The following is a 20,336-nucleotide window of genomic DNA, read 5'->3' as shown; positions in this document are numbered from 1 at the left end:
CTTACATAACGACAAGGGAGGTATTTTTCAATGTCCGAGACAATAAGCATTCTGGTTGTGGATGACGAGAAAGAGATTGCGGATCTGGTGGAGATTTATCTGGTCAGTGACGGATATAAAGTATACAAGGCTAACAATGCAGAAGAGGGACTGGAGGTTCTGACAAAGACTCAGATTCATCTGGTACTCTTAGACATTATGATGCCTGGGATGGACGGTCTGACCATGTGTAAAAAGATAAGGGAAACCAACAACATTCCAATTATTATGCTCAGTGCCAAGTCAACAGATTTAGATAAGATTTTAGGACTTGGAACCGGTGCTGATGATTATGTGACAAAGCCCTTTAATCCACTGGAACTGACTGCCAGAGTCAAATCTCAGCTGCGCCGTTATACCCAGCTTAATCCCAACAGTGCGGTAAACGAATCGGCAAAGAATGAAATAGGAATCAGGGGACTGACCATTAATAAGGATAATCATAAGGTGACGGTATATGGAGAAGAGATAAAACTCACCCCTATCGAATTTGATATCCTGTATCTTCTGGCTTCCAATCCGGGAAGAGTGTTCAGTACAGATGAGATATTTGAAAAAGTATGGAATGAAAAGGTTTATGAAGCCAATAACACGGTAATGGTACATATCAGGCGTCTGAGAGGAAAGATGAAGGAAGACACCAGACAGAACAAGATCATCACAACTGTTTGGGGGGTAGGATACAAAATTGAAAAATGATATCAATCATCGTTTCCATACCCGGGTCATTGCCAATATATTTTACAGTGCCATTGTAACGGTTCTGATCGAGATATTTTTGGTGACCAATGTATCGCTGATTGCATCATATATGAGGGGCACTCAAAAGGACAATGCGTTCCTTGAGATGCTCACCTCTTTTGATGTGGTGGTAATAATTATCTATGTTGTTTTTGGAATTGGCATATTCGCAGTGACGTTTCTCCTGCTTCAGGAAAAATCCATGCGTTACATCGGGAGAATCTCCGATGCCATGCAGAGGATTTCTGAAGGAGATTTAAACATAACGGTGGATCTTGAAGGGGACGATGAGTTCTCCGTCATGGCAGCCAGTTTAAACAAGATGGTTGGAGATTTAAAAGATTTAATGGATAAAGAGCGGGAAGCAGAGCGGACAAAGAATGAATTGATTACCAACATAGCCCATGATCTGCGAACACCGCTTACTTCCATCATCGGTTACCTGGAGCTCTTATCCAAAGATGGAATCATTGACCAGGAACTGCAGAAAAAGTACATAGGGATTGCATACGTAAAGACAAAACGGCTGGAAAAGCTGATTGAAGATCTGTTTGGATTTACCAAGCTTAATTACGGAAAGATTTCAATGAACGTTTCAAAAGTGGATGTTATAAAACTGTTAAGCCAGCTTCTGGAGGAGTTTTATCCCAGTTTTATGGATAAGAACCTTTCCTATGAGCTGCAAAGCAATGTCCCCGTCCAGATCGTTTCAGCAGACGCCAATCTTCTGGCCCGTCTGTTTGATAATCTCATTAATAATGCAATCAAATACGGAGCAGATGGAAAGAGGATCCTGGTTAAGGTACATGGGAGCGAAGATCTTGTATCCATCCAGGTGGTAAACTACGGATATGTCATACCGGAAGAAGAACTTCCACTGATCTTCAACAAGTTTTACCGTGTGGAGCAGTCCCGTTCCACCAACACAGGAGGAACAGGGCTTGGCCTTGCCATTTCCAAAAGCATTGTGGATATGCACGGAGGAACCATTCATGTCTCCAGTGACTTATCAGGAACTGTATTTACGGTAAAACTGAAAACTAATTTTGATGTGAATAAAGAGAACTTTGGAAAGATAGGGTGACAAAATGAAACTCAGAAAGATATCCCTGATTTGTGCCATGGGGCTCACGTTGGCAGGCAGCTCATTGCTGCCTGTTTTCGGCATGACCGCAAATGGCCCGGAGAATGGAGGGAATGGGGGAAGTTCCTATTCTGAAGAATATGGCGGTGAGAATACTTCCGGTATCGGCATGGAGGTTACATATGGATATGACGGAAACGCCAAGGCAGACCGCTATGTTCCTGTGAATTTCTCGCTGAAAAGCCAGTCTGCATCACCCTTTAGTGGTACGGTGCGTGTAGAGGCGATGGAATCCGACTATGACATCTATCAATACGATTACCCGATTACTCTGGATGCCATGGGATCTGCAGAGAAATCTCTGGATATTCCCGTGGGAAGAGCGGATATTTTATATGTGAAGCTGTTAGATTCCCAGGGAACAGAACTGATACGAAAGCGCTTAAAGATGAACGTGCCCACAGATGTGGCAGAACTTTATGCAGGTATATTGTCCGACGAACCGGAGAAGCTGTCCTACATGGAGGGAGTGGGAGTCAATTACAGCGCTGTGAAAATAAGAACATTTCCCATGCAGGCGGAGAAGCTGCCCGATCATGTGATCGGTCTGGATCTGCTGGATGTGCTTGTCATAACCGATTATGATACCAGAAAGCTTTCAAAAGATCAGATATCTGCCATTATGGAATGGGTAAAGGATGGAGGAACCCTTCTTCTTGGAACCGGCGCCCGTGCAGATGATACGCTTTATGCGTTCCGGTCAGATCTGCTCAATGAAGATTATGAAGTACCTGCAGAAAAATCGGTGGACATGGGAGTGGAGTATGCCACCAATGGTCCTGGAGATTCCTTTATGAATCTTGTCTGCGCCGATATCTCTTTAAAGGGAGGAACCGGTGTCCTTTCCAATGATCAGTTTCCTGTTTTAACAGCTGCAGTCAGGGGAAAAGGAGTTGTGGGTGTTGCAGCCTATGACTTTGTTGATATTGCTCCGTTTTGCGAAACACAGCGTTCCTATGTTGACAAGATGTTTACGGCTCTGCTTGGAGAAACCAGATTAAATAATCTTTCTTCTTATTTGTACAGCGGCAATTCCAGCCAGTTCTGGTCCGTTCAGAACATGCTTAATACTGGAGATGTGGATAAGCTTCCAGGTCTTGCGCTCTATTCCATCGTTATTTTAACCTATATTGTGCTGGTGGGACCTGGCACCTATCTGATTTTAAAACGGAAAGACAAGAGACGTTATTACCGGACTGCAATTGTGTCGGTGTCTCTTCTGTTTACCGTGGTGGTTTACTTCATGGGAGCCAAAACCCGGTTTCGGGATACCTTTTTTACCTATGCTACAATTTTTGATAATTCGGAAAGTTTTGAGGATGAGTATACTTATATCAATATGAGAACCCCTTATAACAGAGCCTATTCCATACTGTTAGATCCCTCTTACAGCCTTCTCCCCATTACCAGAAGCAAGTCCTATGAACGGGCTCCCGTACCGAAATTTACAGGGAGTGAAGATTATAATGTAAGGATCAGCTATGGGGAAGACGGAACAAGAGTATCTGCGCAGAATGCAGCCGCTTTTTCGCCTAAATACTATGCACTGAAGAAAAGAACTTCAAATGAGAACCAGAAGGGCCTGTGGGCGAAAATCACCCTGTTTAATGGAAATGTATTTGGAACAGTTACCAATGAATATCCTTTTTCAGTGGAAAAGGTAGGGATTCTTATGTATGGCAAGATGGTTGTCATAGATGAGCTAAAGCCAGGGGAGACCAAACAACTGGATGGGATTTCTGTTATCAATTATCCCATTAATAATTCCTTCCAGGTATCTGCCCGGGTAACAGGAGGTTATCAGTATTCAAAGGCGGATATAGAAGATCCGGATTATATGCTTGCTCTTTCAAGAACCAATATTTTAAGCTTTTATCTGGACCGGTATTCCTCTTTTTACAACCAGGAAGCACGGATTGTAGCTTTCAGTGAGGATCAGAAGGACAATCAGTTCCTGGTAAACGGTGGATATGAGACCTATGGGGTAACCATGTATACCTCTGCTATCAATGTTAATTTGAAAAAGGATGATGAGACATACAGGTCTGCGCTGATGCGAATGCCTACAACCGTAAGCGGACAGTATTATTCGGATACCAATGCCATCTACGGCGTGGATCCGGTTGCCCTGGAATATTCTCTGGGTAATGATGTGAGCGTGGAGAAGCTGATATTTGAGAATCCTTCCGAGGAGTTTTTAGACAGTCAGAGTACGAATTATACCAATATATTTAAAGGGAAAATGTACTTTTACAATCACGATACGGGTAATTACGATCTCATGGATCCAGGTAAAACAGAATATTCGGCAAGGGAACTGGTCTCATATTTATCACCTGGTAATACACTGACAGTTAAATATGTCTGTGAGGACAGCGTAGAAAACAACTGGTATGTGACACTGCCCATGCTGATGGTTCTGGGGAGGGATAAATGATATTAGAGATTAAAGATTTAAAGAAAAAGTTCGGCAAATTTCATGCCTTAAACGGTCTTGATATAATGATTCCCGAAGGATCCCTGTATGGTTTTGTGGGACCCAATGGAGCGGGGAAGACCACTGCTATTAAGATTATGACAGGCCTTTTATTTGCAGACAGCGGTCAGGTCTTAATTAACGGAACAGATGTGTCTGACGGTTTGAACATACTTAAGCAGGAAATCGGCTATGTGCCTGATTTTTTTGGGGTGTATGATAACTTAAAGGTCAATGAATACATGGAGTTTTTTGCTTCCTGTTACGGAATTAATGGTCTGAAAGCCAGAAGCCGGTATATGACTCTTTTGGAACAGGTAGGGCTGGAGGATAAATCAGATTTCTATGTCGACAGTTTATCAAGAGGCATGAAGCAGCGCCTCTGTCTGGCCAGAGCTCTGATTCATGATCCCCTCCTTCTGGTACTTGATGAACCTGCCTCCGGTCTGGATCCAAGAACACGGTTTGAATTTAAAGAGATTTTAAAAGAATTGAGAGAACAGGGAAAGACCATTTTCATCAGCTCCCATGTTCTGTCTGAACTGTCTGAGCTGTGTACGGATATTGGAATTATTGACCAGGGAAAGATGGTTTTAAGCGGAAGCATGGAAGAAATTTTAAGGAGGGTGAATGCTACCAATCCTCTGGTTATTTCCATACTGGGCAGTAAGGAAAAAGCCCTAACTATTTTAAAAAGCCAGCCCTGTGTGCAGACGATTGCAGTCAAGGAAGGGGATATCCGGGTGAATTTTATCGGAGACCAGCAGGATGAGGCCATTTTGCTTCAGCAGCTGATTGATGCGGAAGTAATGGTTCATGGATTTAGCAGGGAACAGGGGAGTCTGGAATCCTTATTTATGCAGATTACAGATCCTGATAAAGAAAAGGCGGTGCTTGTACATGAAAACGAATCCGGTTTATAAGCGGGAGACCATGGTCAGTGCCAGAAGCTTCCGGCTGGCACTGATTCTGGTGATTTTTAATTCCATCCTGGCACTGGTAATACTGCTTAATATGTATTCCGTAGTAGAACGGGTAAAGCTGACAGCTGAGATCCAGTATTCATCCTTTACCACGTTATACGTATTTGTCGCAGTTGTGGAATTTGTTATGCTGATGTTTATTATGCCTGCTCTCACCGCAGGAAGTATAAGCGGCGAACGGGAACGGCAGACCCTTGATATTTTGCTGACCACAACCATGAAGCCATCAGAAATTATATGGGGAAAGCTTCTATCTTCTTTCAGTACCATGTTTCTCATGGTGGTTTCCAGCTTCCCTCTGCTTGCTGTTTCCTTTGTGTATGGCGGAGTAATGATTCATGATGTGCTTCTGCTGCTGCTTTGTTATCTCACTGTAGCACTTCTTTGCGGAAGTATGGGAATCTGTTTTTCCTCTCTTTTTAAACGATCTACCGTTGCCACTGTGGTAAGCTATGGGGTATTGGTTTTTATAGCAGCAGGAACTTATGCAGTCAATATATTTATGCTTTCCATGGCAAGAATGAATATGGACAGCTCTTATGCTTCCAGTATCAATGGAGTGACAGATCAGGCAAACTCCGGTCCATGCCTGTATTTGCTGTTATTAAATCCGGTGGCAACCTTTTACGTGATGATCAACAAGCAGGCGGGGGTTAATCCGGTGATAAGCAGTTTAAATAACTGGTTTGGACCTCACCCCGATAACTTCATCATGAATAACTGGGTGCTGTTAAGCATCCTGATTCAGCTTCTTCTGGCAGCCATATTTATTCTTATTGCCATTAGGGGCGTCAGTCAGTCCAAGAGAAGAAGAATCAGAAAAAAATAAGAAGGAGATCTTTATGCTTACAATCGGCTGTCACTTATCTTCATCCAAAGGATTTCTTGCCATGGGCAAGGAAGCTGTGAAGATCGGTGCGGATACATTTCAGTTTTTTTCAAGAAATCCCAGAGGAACGAAAGCCAAAAAGCTGGATCCGGAAGATATCGGGCGTTTTCTCTCTTTTGCCCAAGAGCACAAAATTAACCGGATACTTGCCCACGCTCCCTACACCCTCAATGCATGCTCTGCAGACGAGGGGTTAAGGGAACTGGCCAGAGATACCATGAAAGATGATCTGGATCGAATGGAATATATTCCTGGCAATTGTTATAATTTTCATCCCGGAAGCCATACTGGTCAGGGAGCAGAAACAGGAATCCGTTATATTTCCCATATGCTGAATCAGATTTTAAGACCAGACCAGAAAACCACGGTTCTTTTGGAAACCATGTCGGGAAAAGGCAGCGAAGTGGGACGAACGTTTGAAGAGCTTCGCGGAATTCTTAATCAGGTTGAGCGAAACGAATGCATGGGAGTCTGTCTGGATACCTGCCATGTCTGGGATGCAGGTTATGATATTGCCGGAGATTTAGATGGAGTTTTAAATGAATTTGACCGGATCATCGGCCTTTCCAGGCTGAAAGCCATACATTTAAATGACAGTTTAAATCCCCTTGGTTCCCATAAGGACCGGCATGCAGCAATTGGAGAAGGAATGATTGGATTTGATGCGTTAAAACGGATTGTGGAACATCCAAGTCTTAAGAATCTGCCTTTCTATCTGGAAACACCCAATGATTTACCTGGATATGCAAAAGAAATTGCCATGATGCGGGGAATGGGATAGCCAGGACATCATCTGTGCAGTATAATATGTAATAAAAATCTAAAGGAGGAATCGGAATGGGAATTGTAAAAGCGTTGACTTCAGCAATCGGAGGCTCACTGGCTGACCAGTGGCTGGAAGTGATAGAGGCAGGCGATATGGGAGATCAGACCCTGTTTACCAGCGGTGTAAAGGTTCGGAAAGGGTCCAATACAAAAGGAACCGATAATACGGTATCAGACGGTTCCGTCATTCATGTTTACCCCAACCAGTTTATGCTTCTGGTGGACGGGGGAAAGGTAATTGACTATACAGGGGAGCCTGGATACTTTACGGTTAAGAATTCATCCATGCCCTCTCTTTTTAATGGTCAGTTAAAGGAAGCAGTGAGCGAATCCTTTGACCGGATCCGCTTTGGAGGTCAGACACCCACTGCCCAGAAGGTTTACTTCATAAATCTGCAGGAAATCAAGGGAATCAAGTTTGGCACACCCAATCCCATTAATTATTTTGATCAGTTTTACAATGCAGAGCTGTTTTTAAGGGCTCATGGCACTTATTCCATAAAAGTAACAGACCCCATTCTTTTTTATGCAGAGGCTGTACCAAAGAATGCAGATCATATTGAGGTGGAGGATATAAACGGGCAGTATTTATCAGAATTTTTGGAAGCCCTCCAGTCTTCCATTAATCAGATGTCTGCCGATGGAATCCGGATATCTTATGTAGCTTCCAAGGGCAGAGAACTGGGACAGTACATGGCAGATGTGTTAGATGACCAGTGGAGAGTCGGAAGAGGAATTGAAATCCAGTCTGTGGGAATTGCAAGCATCTCCTATGATGAAGAGTCCAAATCTCTGATTCAGATGAGAAATCAGGGAGCAATGCTCAGCGATCCTGGCATACGGGAAGGTTATGTTCAAGGCGCGGCGGCCAGAGGAATCGAGGCAGCGGGAAGCAATGCCAATGGCTCACTGGCAGGATTCATGGGCATGGGTATGGGAATGAATACTGCAGGTGGATTTATGGGAGCCGCTTCCGCCGCCAATGCAAATCAGATGCAGATGAATCAGGCAGCTAAGAATGCAGGTGCACAGGAAACATGGACCTGCAGCTGCGGAAGCGTTAACACTGGAAAATTCTGTCCGGATTGCGGCAGCAAAAAGCCGGAAGGTCCATGGACCTGTGGCTGCGGAGCGGTTAATACCGGTAAGTTTTGCTCCGAATGCGGAAAGCCAAGGCCATGAGTGGGATTATCTCTTATAAGTGTCCCAACTGCGGGGGGCCGTTAAAGTTTAATCCTCAAAAGCAGAGGTATACCTGTGAATACTGTTTGTCAGAATTTTCACAGGAAGAAAAGATTAAGGAAGATAAGACGCAGGAAGAAAAGAAAGAGTCAGCGGTTCAATCAGAGACTTTATTATACACTTGTCCCAGCTGTGGTGCTGAACTTGTAACAGACAGCACCACTGCCGCTTCTTTTTGCTACTACTGCCATAATCCGGTTATCTTATCCCGGCGGCTGAGCGGGGAATTTCATCCGGATTATGTGATTCCCTTTTCTTATGATAAGAAAGAAGCTACCGCTATCTTTCGGGACTGGCTGAAGAAAAAACGATATATTCCCAAGGCATTTTACAGTGAGGATCAGATTGAAAAAATCACAGGAGTCTATTTTCCCTATCTTCTATATAGCTGTACCACTCAGGGAAGCCTGGAAGCGAGAGCAGAGCGGATCCGGGTATGGCAAAGTGGTGACAGAAGGTATACAGAGACTAAGACATATGAAGTTAATCGATCCGGCACCATGCCGGTAAAATTTGTGCCACGCAATGCATTAAAGAAGGCAAACCGTAAACTGGTGGAAGGTGTACTTCCTTTTGAGACAGACAAATTAGAACCTTTTACAATGGGATATCTCTCCGGTTTTGTAGCAGAGCGAAGAGATATGGAGAATCAGGAATTTACAGATGAGGTAAAGTCTGAAATCAGAAATTTTGCAGCTGATACATTGCGTAACAGCATCTCGTCTTATGATCATGTAAGGGTAGAAAATCAGGATATAAAGTTAGAGAACGAGACATGGGAATATGCACTTCTTCCTGTGTGGACGCTTACTTATAATGATGAAAGTAAAAACCGGATTTATTATTTCACCATTAATGGGCAAACAGGAAAGGTATGCGGCGAGATCCCGGTTGACAAAGGGAAACTGATGGTGCTCTTTGCAAAAGTATTTGTCCCTGTGTGTCTGTTTATGCTGCTTGTGGGGTATTTTATATGAGAATAACAAAGCTATTTTCTGGTATTTTAATATTCCTGATATCTGTACTCCTGTTATTTGGAAAGATGCCAGTTGCTTACGCGATGCAGAATCAGAATGGGAACGAAGCAAGGGTTTATGATGATGCAGGTCTTTTCACAGCAGATGAGAAGAAGGAATTTGAAACTACAATCCAGTCTATGAAAAAAGAGATGAATATGGACGTGGTGATCGTAACATCTGATAACACCGGTGGAAAAACTGCGAAAGAATATGCGGAAAACTTTTATATTGAAAGAAAATTTGGAGTGGGAAGTGATTACCGGGGTGTCTTATTTTTAATTGATATGGATAACAGGGAGATGTATATTCTGCCTGTAGGAAAGATGAACCGGTTTTTGACTGACAACAGATGGAACGCGATTCTTGATGATGCATATGAAGAGATCAGCCAGGGTGATTATGCAGCCTGTGCCAGAACTTATCTGTCGGGAGTGACCAAATATTTCCGGGCAGGGATACCGGGAGGCCAGTATAATTACAATACCGATACGGGAGAAATCAGTGTTTACCGAAATATAGAGTGGTATGAAGCTATGTTGGCAATATTAGTGGCGGCAGCCGCAGCCGCAGCTGTATGCGGTGGTGTAAAAGGTCAGTATTCCATGACAAAAGAGAGAGGAAGAGCGGCGAACTCCCTCCTGGCCTACCGGGCAGACTGTGAGTTTCGTTATTCACAGCAGAATGACAATTTAGTGAACAGCGTTGTGACCCATGTGATCATACCCCGTGATACTGGAGGAAGCAACCGCTCATCTGGAGGCGGAGGCATGTCATCCGGGGGGCGAAGCACTGTTCATACAAATTCCGGCCGCACCATGGGGGGCGGGGGAAGGAAATTTTAAAACAGGATAGAAGTCTGAAACGCTGTATACATCCCAGCTTTTTCAGCTTCTATCCTGTTTTTTGATCTTATAAAGTTTCGTCTGGTATGGGAGATTTGTTTCTAAATAGCAAAGCGAATCGTTCTCCAGCCATGGAGATTCCAACCCCTGCGGCGACCAGCAGACCGCCTGAAAAGGTTGCCATAGTAAAGCCTTTCCTGGTAATCAGATCCAGTATGATACCGGTAAAAATCTGTCCGGTAAAGGATAGAAGTGTAAGTCTGAATGAAGGAATCGTGGGAACAGTTACATTGAACAGTAAAACAGTGATAACTCCTAATGTTCCTCCAAGGTAGATCCAGACATGGGGCGAAAAATTGAAACTTTTAAAGACAGCTTCATTTCTTCCAAAAAGAAACAGAAAAATCAGTGTTACCGGGAGTCCTGTCAGATGATTGATAAAGGAACCCTTAAGAGCTCCGGTATGGTTCGATAAACCGGCATTGACCGTGCGGGAGAGAACGATGGTAATCCCGCTTAGAAGAGAGATCAGAACCGGGAATGCTGTTCCGTAGAACGAATGGTTCAGCATGACAACAATCCCAAGAAACGCCAGTATCAGTCCGGCCAGTGTGTGCTTTTTAGGCGGATATGCTGTCATTCCAAAGAGTCCCAGCCAGTCTATGACAAGGGAAGCCATTGCCTGTCCCAGAAGTCCTAAGGCAATGATTCCTGTTATACTGATTTTTCCGTATGCGAAATTACTGAATGCAGTCGTCAGTACTCCGATGATTCCGCCGGTGTATAGCCACCAGGGAAGTTTTTCTGCTGGCTTGTGACTGGAGTCACGAAGAAACTGAAGCAGAAGGAATGCAAATAAAACACCTACGATATGAATGATAACAGCCGCTCCAAATACCCCGTATTGTGCTGTCAGCCCTCCATTGAGTGCAATCATCAAGGATATAATTACGCCGGCAAGGAGAGAGAGAAAATTGTACATAAAATCACCTCCGATTTCGATTCCAAGCATATCATACCCCGTTGACAAGACGGTATGACATATGTCATACTCCAGAAAAGAAAGAAAGGAGGCTATGCAGATGAATATCACGGAACAGAGGATCAGAACTATATTTTTACAGTTTCATTTATCAGATATGGATCTTGATGATTCTGCTTTGCTTCGGTTTGCACCGGGAGAGCTGATCTTGCAGGAAGGTATGGAGATGGAATATTTTCTTCTGGTTGTTTCTGGAAAAGCAAAGGTCTGTTCTGCTTCTGCCAATGGGAAGGATCTTTTACTTTGCTATTATATTTCAGAAGGGATTATTGGGGATGTGGAGTTAATGACGGGGTCCCATATTGCAAATGCTACTATCAGTGCAGTAACAGAGTTTATCTGCATCGGTCTTCCCTATAAAAAATACGAAGAAAAATTAAAACAGAATCTCCCGTTTGTCAATGACATAGGGAGAGAACTGGCATCAAAGCTGATTAGAAGTTCCAAAAAGAGTGTGATTACTGCACTTCATACCTGCGAAGAACGGCTTTGTGCGTTTATTCTGTTTGCGGAACAGGAAGGAATTTTTCTGGAGACACTGGCAGATACGTCAAAATCCATTGGAGCCAGCTACCGCCAGACATTTCGCGTTATGAACATGCTTTGCAGGGACGGTGTTATAAGAAAGGAAAACAGGGTATACCGGATTGCAGACCGCAGGGAGCTTTTAGCCCGCACACCAGATTTCTATCTAGAGTGAGGAAAAATGATCTGGTTAGTCCAGATTCAAAGGTACCGGTTGGTCCACAATCATGGAGTTCTCTGTAATCTGGCAGTCATATGCGAGGACGTGAACTCCTGCAGCTAAGGCTTTTTTTAACGCTTCTTTAAATTCTGGCTGGGTTTCTTCGTTGGGAGAAAAGCCGGTCATTCCTTTCATCTGGATTACAAACAGGAGATAGGCTTCATACCCGTCATTTTTTGCATGAATCAGTTCTTCAATATGCTTGATCCCCCGTATTGTGGGAGCATCTGGAAAAAGAGCATGGTTGTTATTTTCCAGGGTCACCCCTTTTACCTCCATGAATGCAGGAGTGCGGGTTACACATCCAGACTCATCTTTGCCGATTAACTGAAAAGCCAGATCGAATCGGGATTGACCGTAAGTGACCTCTCTTTTCACATCACAAACTGATTCAGATCCCAGAATCCATTCATAAGCTGCTAAATTAGGAGCCTGGGAATCCATATTAATCAACAGTGTGTCTTCTTCTCTTTTTTTATAGACCCCGATCAGAGAGTATTCTGTTTTTCTGCCAAGGACAGAGGCTTCGGGATGATACTGAAGGAGTACTGTAACGCCCGGCAGAAGAAGTTCTTTGCAGCGGCCTGTATTTTTAACATGGCAGATTACGGTCTTTTCTTCTCCGTCCCCTGATAAAATCTGCACATAAGCGATAAAACGGTTTGGGCGGTTTATAAAACTGCCTTTTACAATATTAGGATAGTTCAATGTGACAGTGACTCCTTTCTGTATTTCTGACAGTATCTTACCACATCATTACAGGAGATGCAAATTAGAAAAATGTCCTCTATACAAGAACATATGTCCGTTATAAGAAAACTTTTTTGCCTGTTTTTCTTGCACCCCGGTTTAAAGTGTGCTACAATGCTGGCAAGGTTTTTTTAATCACACTTATTAAGAGAGAGCAGGAAAGGAACGCGATACCATGGAATTATCCTATCAGAGTACCAGAGGCAAAGAAGCCAATGTGACGGCTTCCCAGGCAATTTTAAAAGGGCTGGCAGCAGATGGCGGGTTGTTTATGCCAAGCTTTATTCCAAAGCTAGACAAGACCATGAAAGAACTTTCTACATTGACATATCAGGAAACTGCTTATGAAGTCATGAAGCTGTTTCTCACCGATTACACAGAGGAGGAATTAAAAAGCTGTATTAACCGAGCCTATGACAGCAAGTTCGATACGGAAGAAATTGCTCCTCTTGCCAAAGCGGACGGTGCATACTATCTGGAATTATATCATGGCAGTACCATCGCGTTTAAAGATATGGCACTTTCCATTCTTCCCCACCTGATGACCGTTGCTGCGAAAAAGAATCAGGTAAAGAATAAGATCGTGATACTGACGGCAACCTCCGGAGATACGGGGAAAGCAGCCATGGCCGGATTTGCCGATGTGGAAGGAACGGAGATTATTGTTTTCTATCCTAAAAACGGAGTGAGCCGTGTCCAGGAACTTCAGATGTTAACACAAAAAGGAAAAAATACCCACGTAGCAGCCATACATGGGAATTTTGACGATGCCCAGACTGGTGTGAAAAAAATCTTCGGTGATCAGGAATTTGCTGCTCAGCTGGAAGAGAAGGGTTATCAGCTTTCATCCGCTAATTCAATCAATATAGGAAGACTGGTTCCTCAGGTGGTTTATTATGTATATGCATATGGGAAGCTGCTGTCAGGCGGAGAGATATCTGATGGAGAACGGATCAATGTGGCAGTCCCCACAGGGAACTTTGGAAACATTCTCGCTGCTTATATAGCCAAGCAGATGGGAGCTCCTATTGATAAATTAATCTGTGCTTCCAATGAAAATAAAGTTCTCTATGATTTCTTTCAATCTGGAACCTATGACAGAAACAGAGAGTTTATTCTCACCAGTTCCCCATCCATGGATATCCTGATTTCCAGTAACCTGGAACGTCTCATCTATTTAAGCACCGGCAGCGATGCGGCAGTTAATGCAGGGTTGATGAAGGAACTTAGTGAAACAGGAAGCTATACCGTCACACCAGCCATGAAAAAGTTCATGGAAGATTTTGTGGGCGGATTTGCAGACGAAACAGAAAATCAGACGACCATTAAGGAGCTGTTTGACAGTACCGGTTATCTGATTGATACCCATACTGGGGTGGCAGCGTCTGTTTACCATCAGTATAAGAAACAGACGGCGGATGAGACAAAAACAGTAATTGCCTCCACTGCCAGCCCATATAAGTTTTCCGGAAGCGTTTTAGAGGCTCTGGAAGGAAAGAAGTCAGAGGAAGATGAGTTTAAGATCATTGACCGTTTATCAGACGTATCAGGAACCGGGATTCCCCAGGCAGTGGAAGAAATCCGCACGGCTCCTGTCCTTCACCAGACTGAGTGCGACAGTGATAAAATGAAAGAGGCAGTTATGAGCTTTTTAGCTTAAAATAGTTTTGAAAGCAAATGTAACTTTGTTATAAAAAAAACAATCTTTCAAAAAATAATCTTTCCAAATAAGTTAAAATAGGTTATAATAAAAAAATGTAAGACAATAAATAATATGGAGGTCTGTGATATGTTAGTTTCAGCAAAAGAGATGCTTGAAAAAGCAAGAGATGGAAAATACGCAGTTGGACAGTTCAACATCAACAACCTTGAGTGGACAAAGGCTGTTTTACTGACAGCCGAAGAACTGAAATCCCCTGTTATTCTGGGAGTTTCCGAAGGCGCTGGCAAATACATGACAGGTTATAAAACTGTAGCAGCTATGGTAAAAGCCATGATAGAAGAATTAAAGATCAGCGTTCCAGTGGCACTTCATCTGGATCATGGTTCTTATGATGGCTGTTATAAGTGCATCGAGGCAGGTTTTTCTTCCATCATGTTTGATGGTTCTCATTATCCAATCGCTGAGAATGTGGAAAAGACAACTGAGCTTGTAAAGGTTTGTAATGAAAAGGGCCTTTCCATAGAAGCAGAAGTTGGTTCTATCGGCGGCGAGGAAGACGGCGTAGTTGGTATGGGTGAGTGTGCAGATCCTGATGAGTGCAAGCAGATCGCTGACTTAGGCGTAACCATGCTGGCAGCAGGAATTGGCAACATTCATGGAAAATATCCGGCAAACTGGGCAGGTTTAAGCTTTGATACTCTGGCAGCTGTAAAAGATAAAGTAGGCGGCATGCCTCTTGTTCTTCATGGTGGGACAGGTATTCCGGAAGACCAGATTAAAAAGGCCATCAGCCTTGGCGTGGCAAAGATCAATGTTAACACAGAGTGCCAGCTTACCTTTGCAGAAGCAACCCGTAAGTATATTGAAGCAGGCAAAGATTTAGAGGGTAAGGGATTTGATCCTCGTAAGCTCCTTGCACCTGGAACAGATGCAATTAAAGCAACTGTAAAAGAGAAGATGGAATTATTTGGTTCTGTTGGAAAAGCTTAAAACCTTCTAAATAAAATATTTTTGAAAAAAGTACTTGATTTTTTTAGGAAAATGGTTTATTTTAATTAAGAACAATGGCGTTCTCCTTATGATAGGAGGGCGCCTTTTCTGATTTATGCGCATATTCAGATAATGAGGAGACTAAAATAACAATCAGACTTAATTTTATTAAGTGGAAATTAATATGAGAGGATGGAAAATTTATGAGCGAAGTTGTGAATGTAGCCGAGCTGTTCGGTAAGAATGTATTTAACGAGACCGTTATGAGAGAGCGTCTGCCTAAAAGCGTTTTTAAGAAGTTAAAGAAAACAATTGAAGACGGTGCAGAACTGGATCCTTCCATTGCAGATGTAGTTGCTCATGCTATGAAGGATTGGGCAATTGAGAGAGGCGCAACTCACTATACACACTGGTTCCAGCCGCTGACAGGCATTACTGCCGAGAAGCATGACTCCTTCATCTCCTCTCCCACATCAGAAGGTAAGGTAATCATGGAGTTTTCCGGTAAAGAGCTGGTAAAAGGCGAACCAGATGCCTCTTCCTTCCCTTCCGGTGGATTAAGAGCAACCTTTGAAGCAAGAGGTTATACTGCATGGGATTGTACCTCACCTGCATTTTTAAGAGAAGATGCAATTGGTGTTACACTTTGCATTCCCACTGCTTTCTGTTCTTATACAGGAGAAGCGCTCGATAAAAAAACTCCTCTCTTAAGATCGATGGAAGCAGTTGATGAGCAGGCTTTAAGAATTTTAAGACTGTTTGGCAACACCACTTCAAAGAGAGTCACTCCTTCCGTTGGACCGGAGCAGGAATATTTCATTGTTGATCATGAAAAATATTTACAGAGAAAAGACTTAATTTACGCTGGAAGAACCTTATTCGGTGCAATGCCTCCTAAGGGACAGGAAATGGAAGACCATTACTTTGGTTCCATTCGTGAAAGAATTGCAGCGTATATGAAGGAAGTAAATGAAGAACTCTGGAAGCTTGGCGTACCGGCAAAAACCCAGCATAACGAGGTTGCACCGGCTCAGCATGAGCTGGCTCCAATCTATGAGCAGGCCAATGTGGCAGTTGATCACAATCATATTGTTATGGAAACCTTAAAGAAGGTGGCAGGCCGTCACGGATTAAACTGTCTGCTTCATGAGAAGCCATTTGCAGGCGTTAATGGTTCCGGTAAGCACAACAACTGGTCCTTAACCAGTGACGACGGTATTAATTTATTAAATCCAGGCGAAACACCACATGAGAACATTCAGTTCTTACTGGTATTATCCTGTATCTTAAAGGCAGTAGATAAGCATGCAGATCTCCTCCGCCAGTCTGCAGCAGATGTTGGAAACGATCACAGACTTGGTGCAAACGAGGCGCCTCCTGCAATTATTTCCGTATTCATCGGCGAACAGCTTGAGGACGTAGTGGATCAGCTTTGCAGTACAGGTGAGGCAACTCACTCCAAGTCAGGCGGTACCTTAAAGACAGGCGTTAAGACTCTGCCAGATTTATTTAAAGATGCAACTGACAGAAACAGAACTTCACCATTTGCATTCACCGGCAACAAATTTGAATTCCGTATGGTAGGTTCTTCTGATTCCATCTCATCACCGAACGTTGTATTAAATACCATTACAGCAGAGGCATTTAAGGAAGCGGCAGATATACTTGAGAAAGCAGAAGACTTTGATACGGCTGTACATGATATGATTAAAGAACAGCTGGCAGCACATAGGAGAGTAATCTTTAACGGCAATGGTTATTCTGATGCATGGGTAGAAGAAGCAGAGAGAAGAGGACTTCCAAACATCAAAGCAATGGTTGATGCAATCCCTGCACTTACAAAAGAAAAATCCATCAGCATGTTTGAAGCATTCAAGGTATTTACAAAGGCTGAGTTAGAGTCCCGTGTTGAGATTGAATATGAGACCTATTCAAAAGCCATTAATATTGAAGCAAGAACCATGATTGATATGGCAGGAAAGCAGTTGATTCCGGCAGTTGTGAAATATACAACCGTTCTTGCAGATTCTTTAGGAAAGGTTAAGTCAGCATGTCCGTCTGCTGATACCAGTGTACAGGAAGAGCTTCTCACCGAGGTGAGCGCATATCTTTCTGATATGAAGGTAGCACTTTCCGCTCTCATTGATATTACTGACAAATGTGCGGCAATTGGAGAAAATAAAGAACAGGCAGCTGCTTACCACAGTGAAGTAGTACCTGCAATGGCAGCTCTTCGTGAGCCGGCAGATAAGCTGGAAATGATTGTAGATAAGGATTTATGGCCACTTCCAAGCTACGGCGATCTGATTTTTGAAGTATAATAAAAAGTGATGACTGGCTGGAAAGCATACCGGTACGCCCGGATGGCTTTCCAGCCTTTTTCGTATTTCACTGGATTTCCGTTATAAGATCTGCTAAAATAGAAAAAAACCAGAAAAGAAGGCAAATATAATGGAAACAATGACATATGTAACAACCATATTGGAAAAAATCGTGAATATTCCAAGTCCCAGCGGATACACCAAAGAAGTGTTAAAGGCAGTGGAGAAGGAAGCTGCAGGGTTTGGATATGCTTCCTGTTATAATAAAAAAGGCGGACTGGTTATTGAAGTTCCAGGTGAAGAGAAGGAAGTTCTTGGCATATCCGCCCATGTTGATACCCTGGGTGCCATGGTGCGTTCCATTACTTCAAAAGGGATGCTCATTATGGTTCCAGTCGGCGGTTATATGATGGAGTCCATAGAGGGAATGTACTGCAAAGTTCATACCAGAACCGGAAAGACTTATACCGGTACCATACTTACCAAAGAGCCTTCTGTTCATACTTATGACGACGCCAGAACTTTGGAAAGAAAGCCAAAGAATATGGAAGTGCGGTTAGATGAGATGGTTGACAGTGAGGAAGATGTAAGAAAGCTGGAAATCTCACAAGGTGATTATATCAGTTTCGATCCTATGTATGATCATACGAATAGCGGTTATATCAAGTCCCGGCACTTAGATGACAAGGCCTCAGTGGCAGTTCTTTTGGGGGTTTTAAAGGACATCAGTGAATCGGGGAGAAAGCCGAAAAAGACCTTAAAAATTGCAATCAGCAATTATGAAGAGGTGGGATTTGGCGCAAGCTGGATACCGGAAGACATTGAAGAGTTTATTGCAGTGGACATGGGAGCTCTTGGAGATGATTTATCAGGGGACGAACGGAAGGTATCGATCTGTGCCCTTGATTCATCCGGACCTTATGATTATGAGATGACTAACCGTCTCATTTCCCTGGCAAAGGAGAAGAAGATTGATTATGCTGTAGATGTATTCCCCCATTACGGTTCTGACGCCGGGGCAGCCATCCGTGGCGGTCATAACATCAGGGCTGCACTGATCGGACAGGGCGTACATGCTTCTCATGGAACAGAGCGGACCCATGTAAAAGGAATGGAACAGACATTAAAGCTGATTGAAGCTTATATAGAACTGATATAAAAAAAGGGAGGTCCTGTGGGTAGGACCTCCTTTTTTTAGCCTTCTATGGAGATGTAATTATTCTGTTCGATCTCAGTTTTCTTATTCTTAGGAACGGACAGCTTCAGAATTCCATTTTCAAATTTAGCACGTATATCTTCCTCTTTTACAGCATTGCCTACATAGAAACTACGGCTCATACTTCCGGAATAACGTTCCCTGCGGATATAACGGCCCTCTTTGTCTTTTTCTTCTTTATTCTCTGCTTTTGATGCAGTTATGGTTAAATAGCCGTCTGTGAGCCGGGCTTTAATATCATCCTTTTGGAATCCAGGAAGATCGATATCCAGTTCATAGCCGTCGTCAACTTCCTTTACATCAGTTTTCATACCTTCTTTTGTGCCGAAAAAGGAACGGTCAAAGGGGAAATCCATCCAGTTACTCAATAAACTCTCACCAAAAATGCTAGGCATCATCATAGGTCATATCTCCTTTCCAATGATTAAATGATTTATTTGTTATATATGTAATATAACACGCATTATTAGCACTGTCAACAGGTGAGTGCTAATTTAATAAAAAATTTATTTTTTGCTGCTATACCCCCAATTTCTTTCAAAATAATGAATATGGTAGTATGTTTTATTGTTTTTATGATATAATCATAGCCAGACAAAAACAAACGTATTTTGAGGTAAAGAATGAAACCACATACATTTGCGATCTGTGCATATAAGGATTCGCCTTATCTGGAATCCTGTATCCGATCGATTAAAACCCAAAGTGTGGAATCCGATGTGATATTGTGTACGTCCACGCCAAGTACCTATATAAGCGGTCTGGCTGATCAGTATGGGATTCCCCTTTTTATCAGACACGAGAAAAGCAGTATCCGGGATGACTGGAATTTTGCCTATAACATGGCAGATGCCACATTTGTGACCATTGCCCATCAGGATGATCTGTATCAGAAAGACTATGTAAAAAATCTGCTGGATTGTTATGGACGTTATCCGGACATGACTTTATTTACCGGCGGTTATGTTGTTGTAAAGAAGGACAAGCTGGTGGCATTTGAGCCGGTTGAATTTATCAAGCGTATTTTACGTCTGCCTTTAAGGCTGCGCTTCCTTAGTCATCTGTCCTGGATTAAAAAAAGTGTCCTGCTTTTTGGAAATTCCATTTGCTGTCCTGCATGTGCATATAATAAGGTACAATTGGGGGAACCACTCTTTACCTCCCCCTATCATTTTGCCCTGGACTGGGATACGCTTTATGAGCTGTCTAAGCTGCCAGGACGTTTTATCTGTGTGGAGAAACCCATTCTTTATTATCGGGTCCATGAAGGAGCAGCCACAAAGGCAGCCATTGAGGATAACAGCCGTATAAAAGAAGAGACAGAGATGTTTAAAAAGATGTGGCCGGGATCAGTTGTAAAGGTGCTGATGCATTTTTACCGGAAGGCTTACCACGAATATGAATAAGAG

The 20,336-nt window shown here is 43.0% G+C and carries 18 protein-coding genes; 15 read left to right on the top strand and 3 right to left on the bottom strand.

Annotation, left to right across the window (positions count from 1 at the left end):
• The first annotated feature begins 30 nt into the window (after nucleotides 1–30).
• Genes BXY41_RS22360 through BXY41_RS22320 form a run of 9 tightly spaced genes read left to right on the top strand, consistent with a single transcriptional unit; the run spans nucleotide 31 to nucleotide 10,200 of the window.
• Nucleotides 31–738, top strand: a complete 708-nt coding sequence (locus tag BXY41_RS22360; protein ID WP_104439107.1) for a response regulator transcription factor — start codon at nucleotides 31–33, stop codon at nucleotides 736–738.
• On the top strand, nucleotides 728–1,864 hold the full coding sequence (locus BXY41_RS22355) for a sensor histidine kinase (protein ID WP_104439106.1): 1,137 nt from the start codon (nucleotides 728–730) through the stop codon (nucleotides 1,862–1,864). The genes BXY41_RS22360 and BXY41_RS22355 overlap by 11 nt, the downstream gene beginning before the upstream one ends.
• 4 nt (nucleotides 1,865–1,868) lie before the next feature.
• Complete coding sequence (locus tag BXY41_RS22350; protein ID WP_104439105.1) at nucleotides 1,869–4,361, top strand: DUF8725 domain-containing protein; 2,493 nt, start codon at nucleotides 1,869–1,871, stop codon at nucleotides 4,359–4,361.
• Nucleotides 4,361–5,323: an ABC transporter ATP-binding protein gene (locus BXY41_RS22345; protein WP_104439228.1), complete on the top strand. Its 963-nt coding sequence runs from the start codon at nucleotides 4,361–4,363 to the stop codon at nucleotides 5,321–5,323. Before BXY41_RS22350 ends, BXY41_RS22345 begins: the two co-directional genes overlap by 1 nt.
• Nucleotides 5,301–6,212, top strand: a complete 912-nt coding sequence (locus tag BXY41_RS22340) for an ABC transporter permease (protein WP_104439104.1) — start codon at nucleotides 5,301–5,303, stop codon at nucleotides 6,210–6,212. The genes BXY41_RS22345 and BXY41_RS22340 overlap by 23 nt, the downstream gene beginning before the upstream one ends.
• A gap of 13 nt (nucleotides 6,213–6,225) precedes the next feature.
• Nucleotides 6,226–7,053: a deoxyribonuclease IV gene (locus BXY41_RS22335; protein WP_104439103.1), complete on the top strand. Its 828-nt coding sequence runs from the start codon at nucleotides 6,226–6,228 to the stop codon at nucleotides 7,051–7,053.
• Between the two features lie 56 nt (nucleotides 7,054–7,109).
• A complete protein-coding gene (locus BXY41_RS22330) occupies nucleotides 7,110–8,279 on the top strand; it encodes an SPFH domain-containing protein (RefSeq protein WP_104439102.1) in 1,170 nt (389 codons plus the stop codon).
• Nucleotides 8,276–9,316, top strand: coding sequence for a TFIIB-type zinc ribbon-containing protein (locus BXY41_RS22325; RefSeq protein ID WP_104439101.1), 1,041 nt, complete (start codon nucleotides 8,276–8,278; stop codon nucleotides 9,314–9,316). Before BXY41_RS22330 ends, BXY41_RS22325 begins: the two co-directional genes overlap by 4 nt.
• Nucleotides 9,313–10,200: a TPM domain-containing protein gene (locus BXY41_RS22320; protein ID WP_104439100.1), complete on the top strand. Its 888-nt coding sequence runs from the start codon at nucleotides 9,313–9,315 to the stop codon at nucleotides 10,198–10,200. Before BXY41_RS22325 ends, BXY41_RS22320 begins: the two co-directional genes overlap by 4 nt.
• Nucleotides 10,201–10,267: 67 nt before the next feature.
• Here the strand turns inward: BXY41_RS22320 and BXY41_RS22315 are convergent, their stop codons facing one another.
• On the bottom strand, nucleotides 10,268–11,212 hold the full coding sequence (locus BXY41_RS22315; RefSeq protein ID WP_242980323.1) for a DMT family transporter: 945 nt from the start codon (nucleotides 11,210–11,212) through the stop codon (nucleotides 10,268–10,270).
• Between the two features lie 70 nt (nucleotides 11,213–11,282).
• On the opposite strand from BXY41_RS22315, the gene BXY41_RS22310 reads away from it, so the two are divergent.
• Nucleotides 11,283–11,942 carry a cyclic nucleotide-binding domain-containing protein gene (locus tag BXY41_RS22310; RefSeq protein ID WP_242980322.1) on the top strand — a complete coding sequence of 220 codons (660 nt, stop codon included), beginning with the start codon at nucleotides 11,283–11,285 and terminating at the stop codon, nucleotides 11,940–11,942.
• A 15-nt stretch (nucleotides 11,943–11,957) separates the two neighbouring features.
• Here the strand turns inward: BXY41_RS22310 and sfsA are convergent, their stop codons facing one another.
• Nucleotides 11,958–12,695: a DNA/RNA nuclease SfsA gene (sfsA, locus tag BXY41_RS22305; protein ID WP_104439097.1), complete on the bottom strand. Its 738-nt coding sequence runs from the start codon at nucleotides 12,693–12,695 to the stop codon at nucleotides 11,958–11,960.
• A gap of 217 nt (nucleotides 12,696–12,912) precedes the next feature.
• On the opposite strand from sfsA, the gene thrC reads away from it, so the two are divergent.
• The 4 genes from thrC (at nucleotide 12,913) to BXY41_RS22285 (ending at nucleotide 18,870) form a co-directional block, all read left to right on the top strand.
• On the top strand, nucleotides 12,913–14,397 hold the full coding sequence (thrC, locus tag BXY41_RS22300; protein ID WP_104439096.1) for a threonine synthase: 1,485 nt from the start codon (nucleotides 12,913–12,915) through the stop codon (nucleotides 14,395–14,397).
• A gap of 129 nt (nucleotides 14,398–14,526) precedes the next feature.
• Complete coding sequence (gene fba / locus BXY41_RS22295; RefSeq protein ID WP_104439095.1) at nucleotides 14,527–15,390, top strand: class II fructose-1,6-bisphosphate aldolase; 864 nt, start codon at nucleotides 14,527–14,529, stop codon at nucleotides 15,388–15,390.
• A 203-nt stretch (nucleotides 15,391–15,593) separates the two neighbouring features.
• Nucleotides 15,594–17,711, top strand: a complete 2,118-nt coding sequence (locus BXY41_RS22290) for a glutamine synthetase III family protein (RefSeq protein WP_104439094.1) — start codon at nucleotides 15,594–15,596, stop codon at nucleotides 17,709–17,711.
• 130 nt (nucleotides 17,712–17,841) lie between these two features.
• Complete coding sequence (locus BXY41_RS22285; protein WP_104439093.1) at nucleotides 17,842–18,870, top strand: M42 family metallopeptidase; 1,029 nt, start codon at nucleotides 17,842–17,844, stop codon at nucleotides 18,868–18,870.
• A 35-nt stretch (nucleotides 18,871–18,905) separates the two neighbouring features.
• Here BXY41_RS22285 and BXY41_RS22280 read toward each other — a convergent pair whose 3' ends face one another.
• Nucleotides 18,906–19,328: an Hsp20/alpha crystallin family protein gene (locus BXY41_RS22280; RefSeq protein ID WP_104439092.1), complete on the bottom strand. Its 423-nt coding sequence runs from the start codon at nucleotides 19,326–19,328 to the stop codon at nucleotides 18,906–18,908.
• 222 nt (nucleotides 19,329–19,550) lie between these two features.
• Between BXY41_RS22280 and BXY41_RS22275 the strand changes: the two genes are divergently transcribed.
• Nucleotides 19,551–20,333, top strand: a complete 783-nt coding sequence (locus BXY41_RS22275; RefSeq protein ID WP_104439091.1) for a glycosyltransferase family A protein — start codon at nucleotides 19,551–19,553, stop codon at nucleotides 20,331–20,333.
• Nucleotides 20,334–20,336 lie beyond the last annotated feature (3 nt).

The sequence above is a fragment of the Lacrimispora xylanisolvens genome, from assembly GCF_002934545.1.
In the GTDB taxonomy this organism is placed as follows: Bacteria; Bacillota; Clostridia; order Lachnospirales; family Lachnospiraceae; genus Lacrimispora; species Lacrimispora xylanisolvens.
The sequence above is the reverse complement of the archived record's forward strand: the minus strand, read 5'-3'. Positions and strand labels throughout refer to the sequence as shown.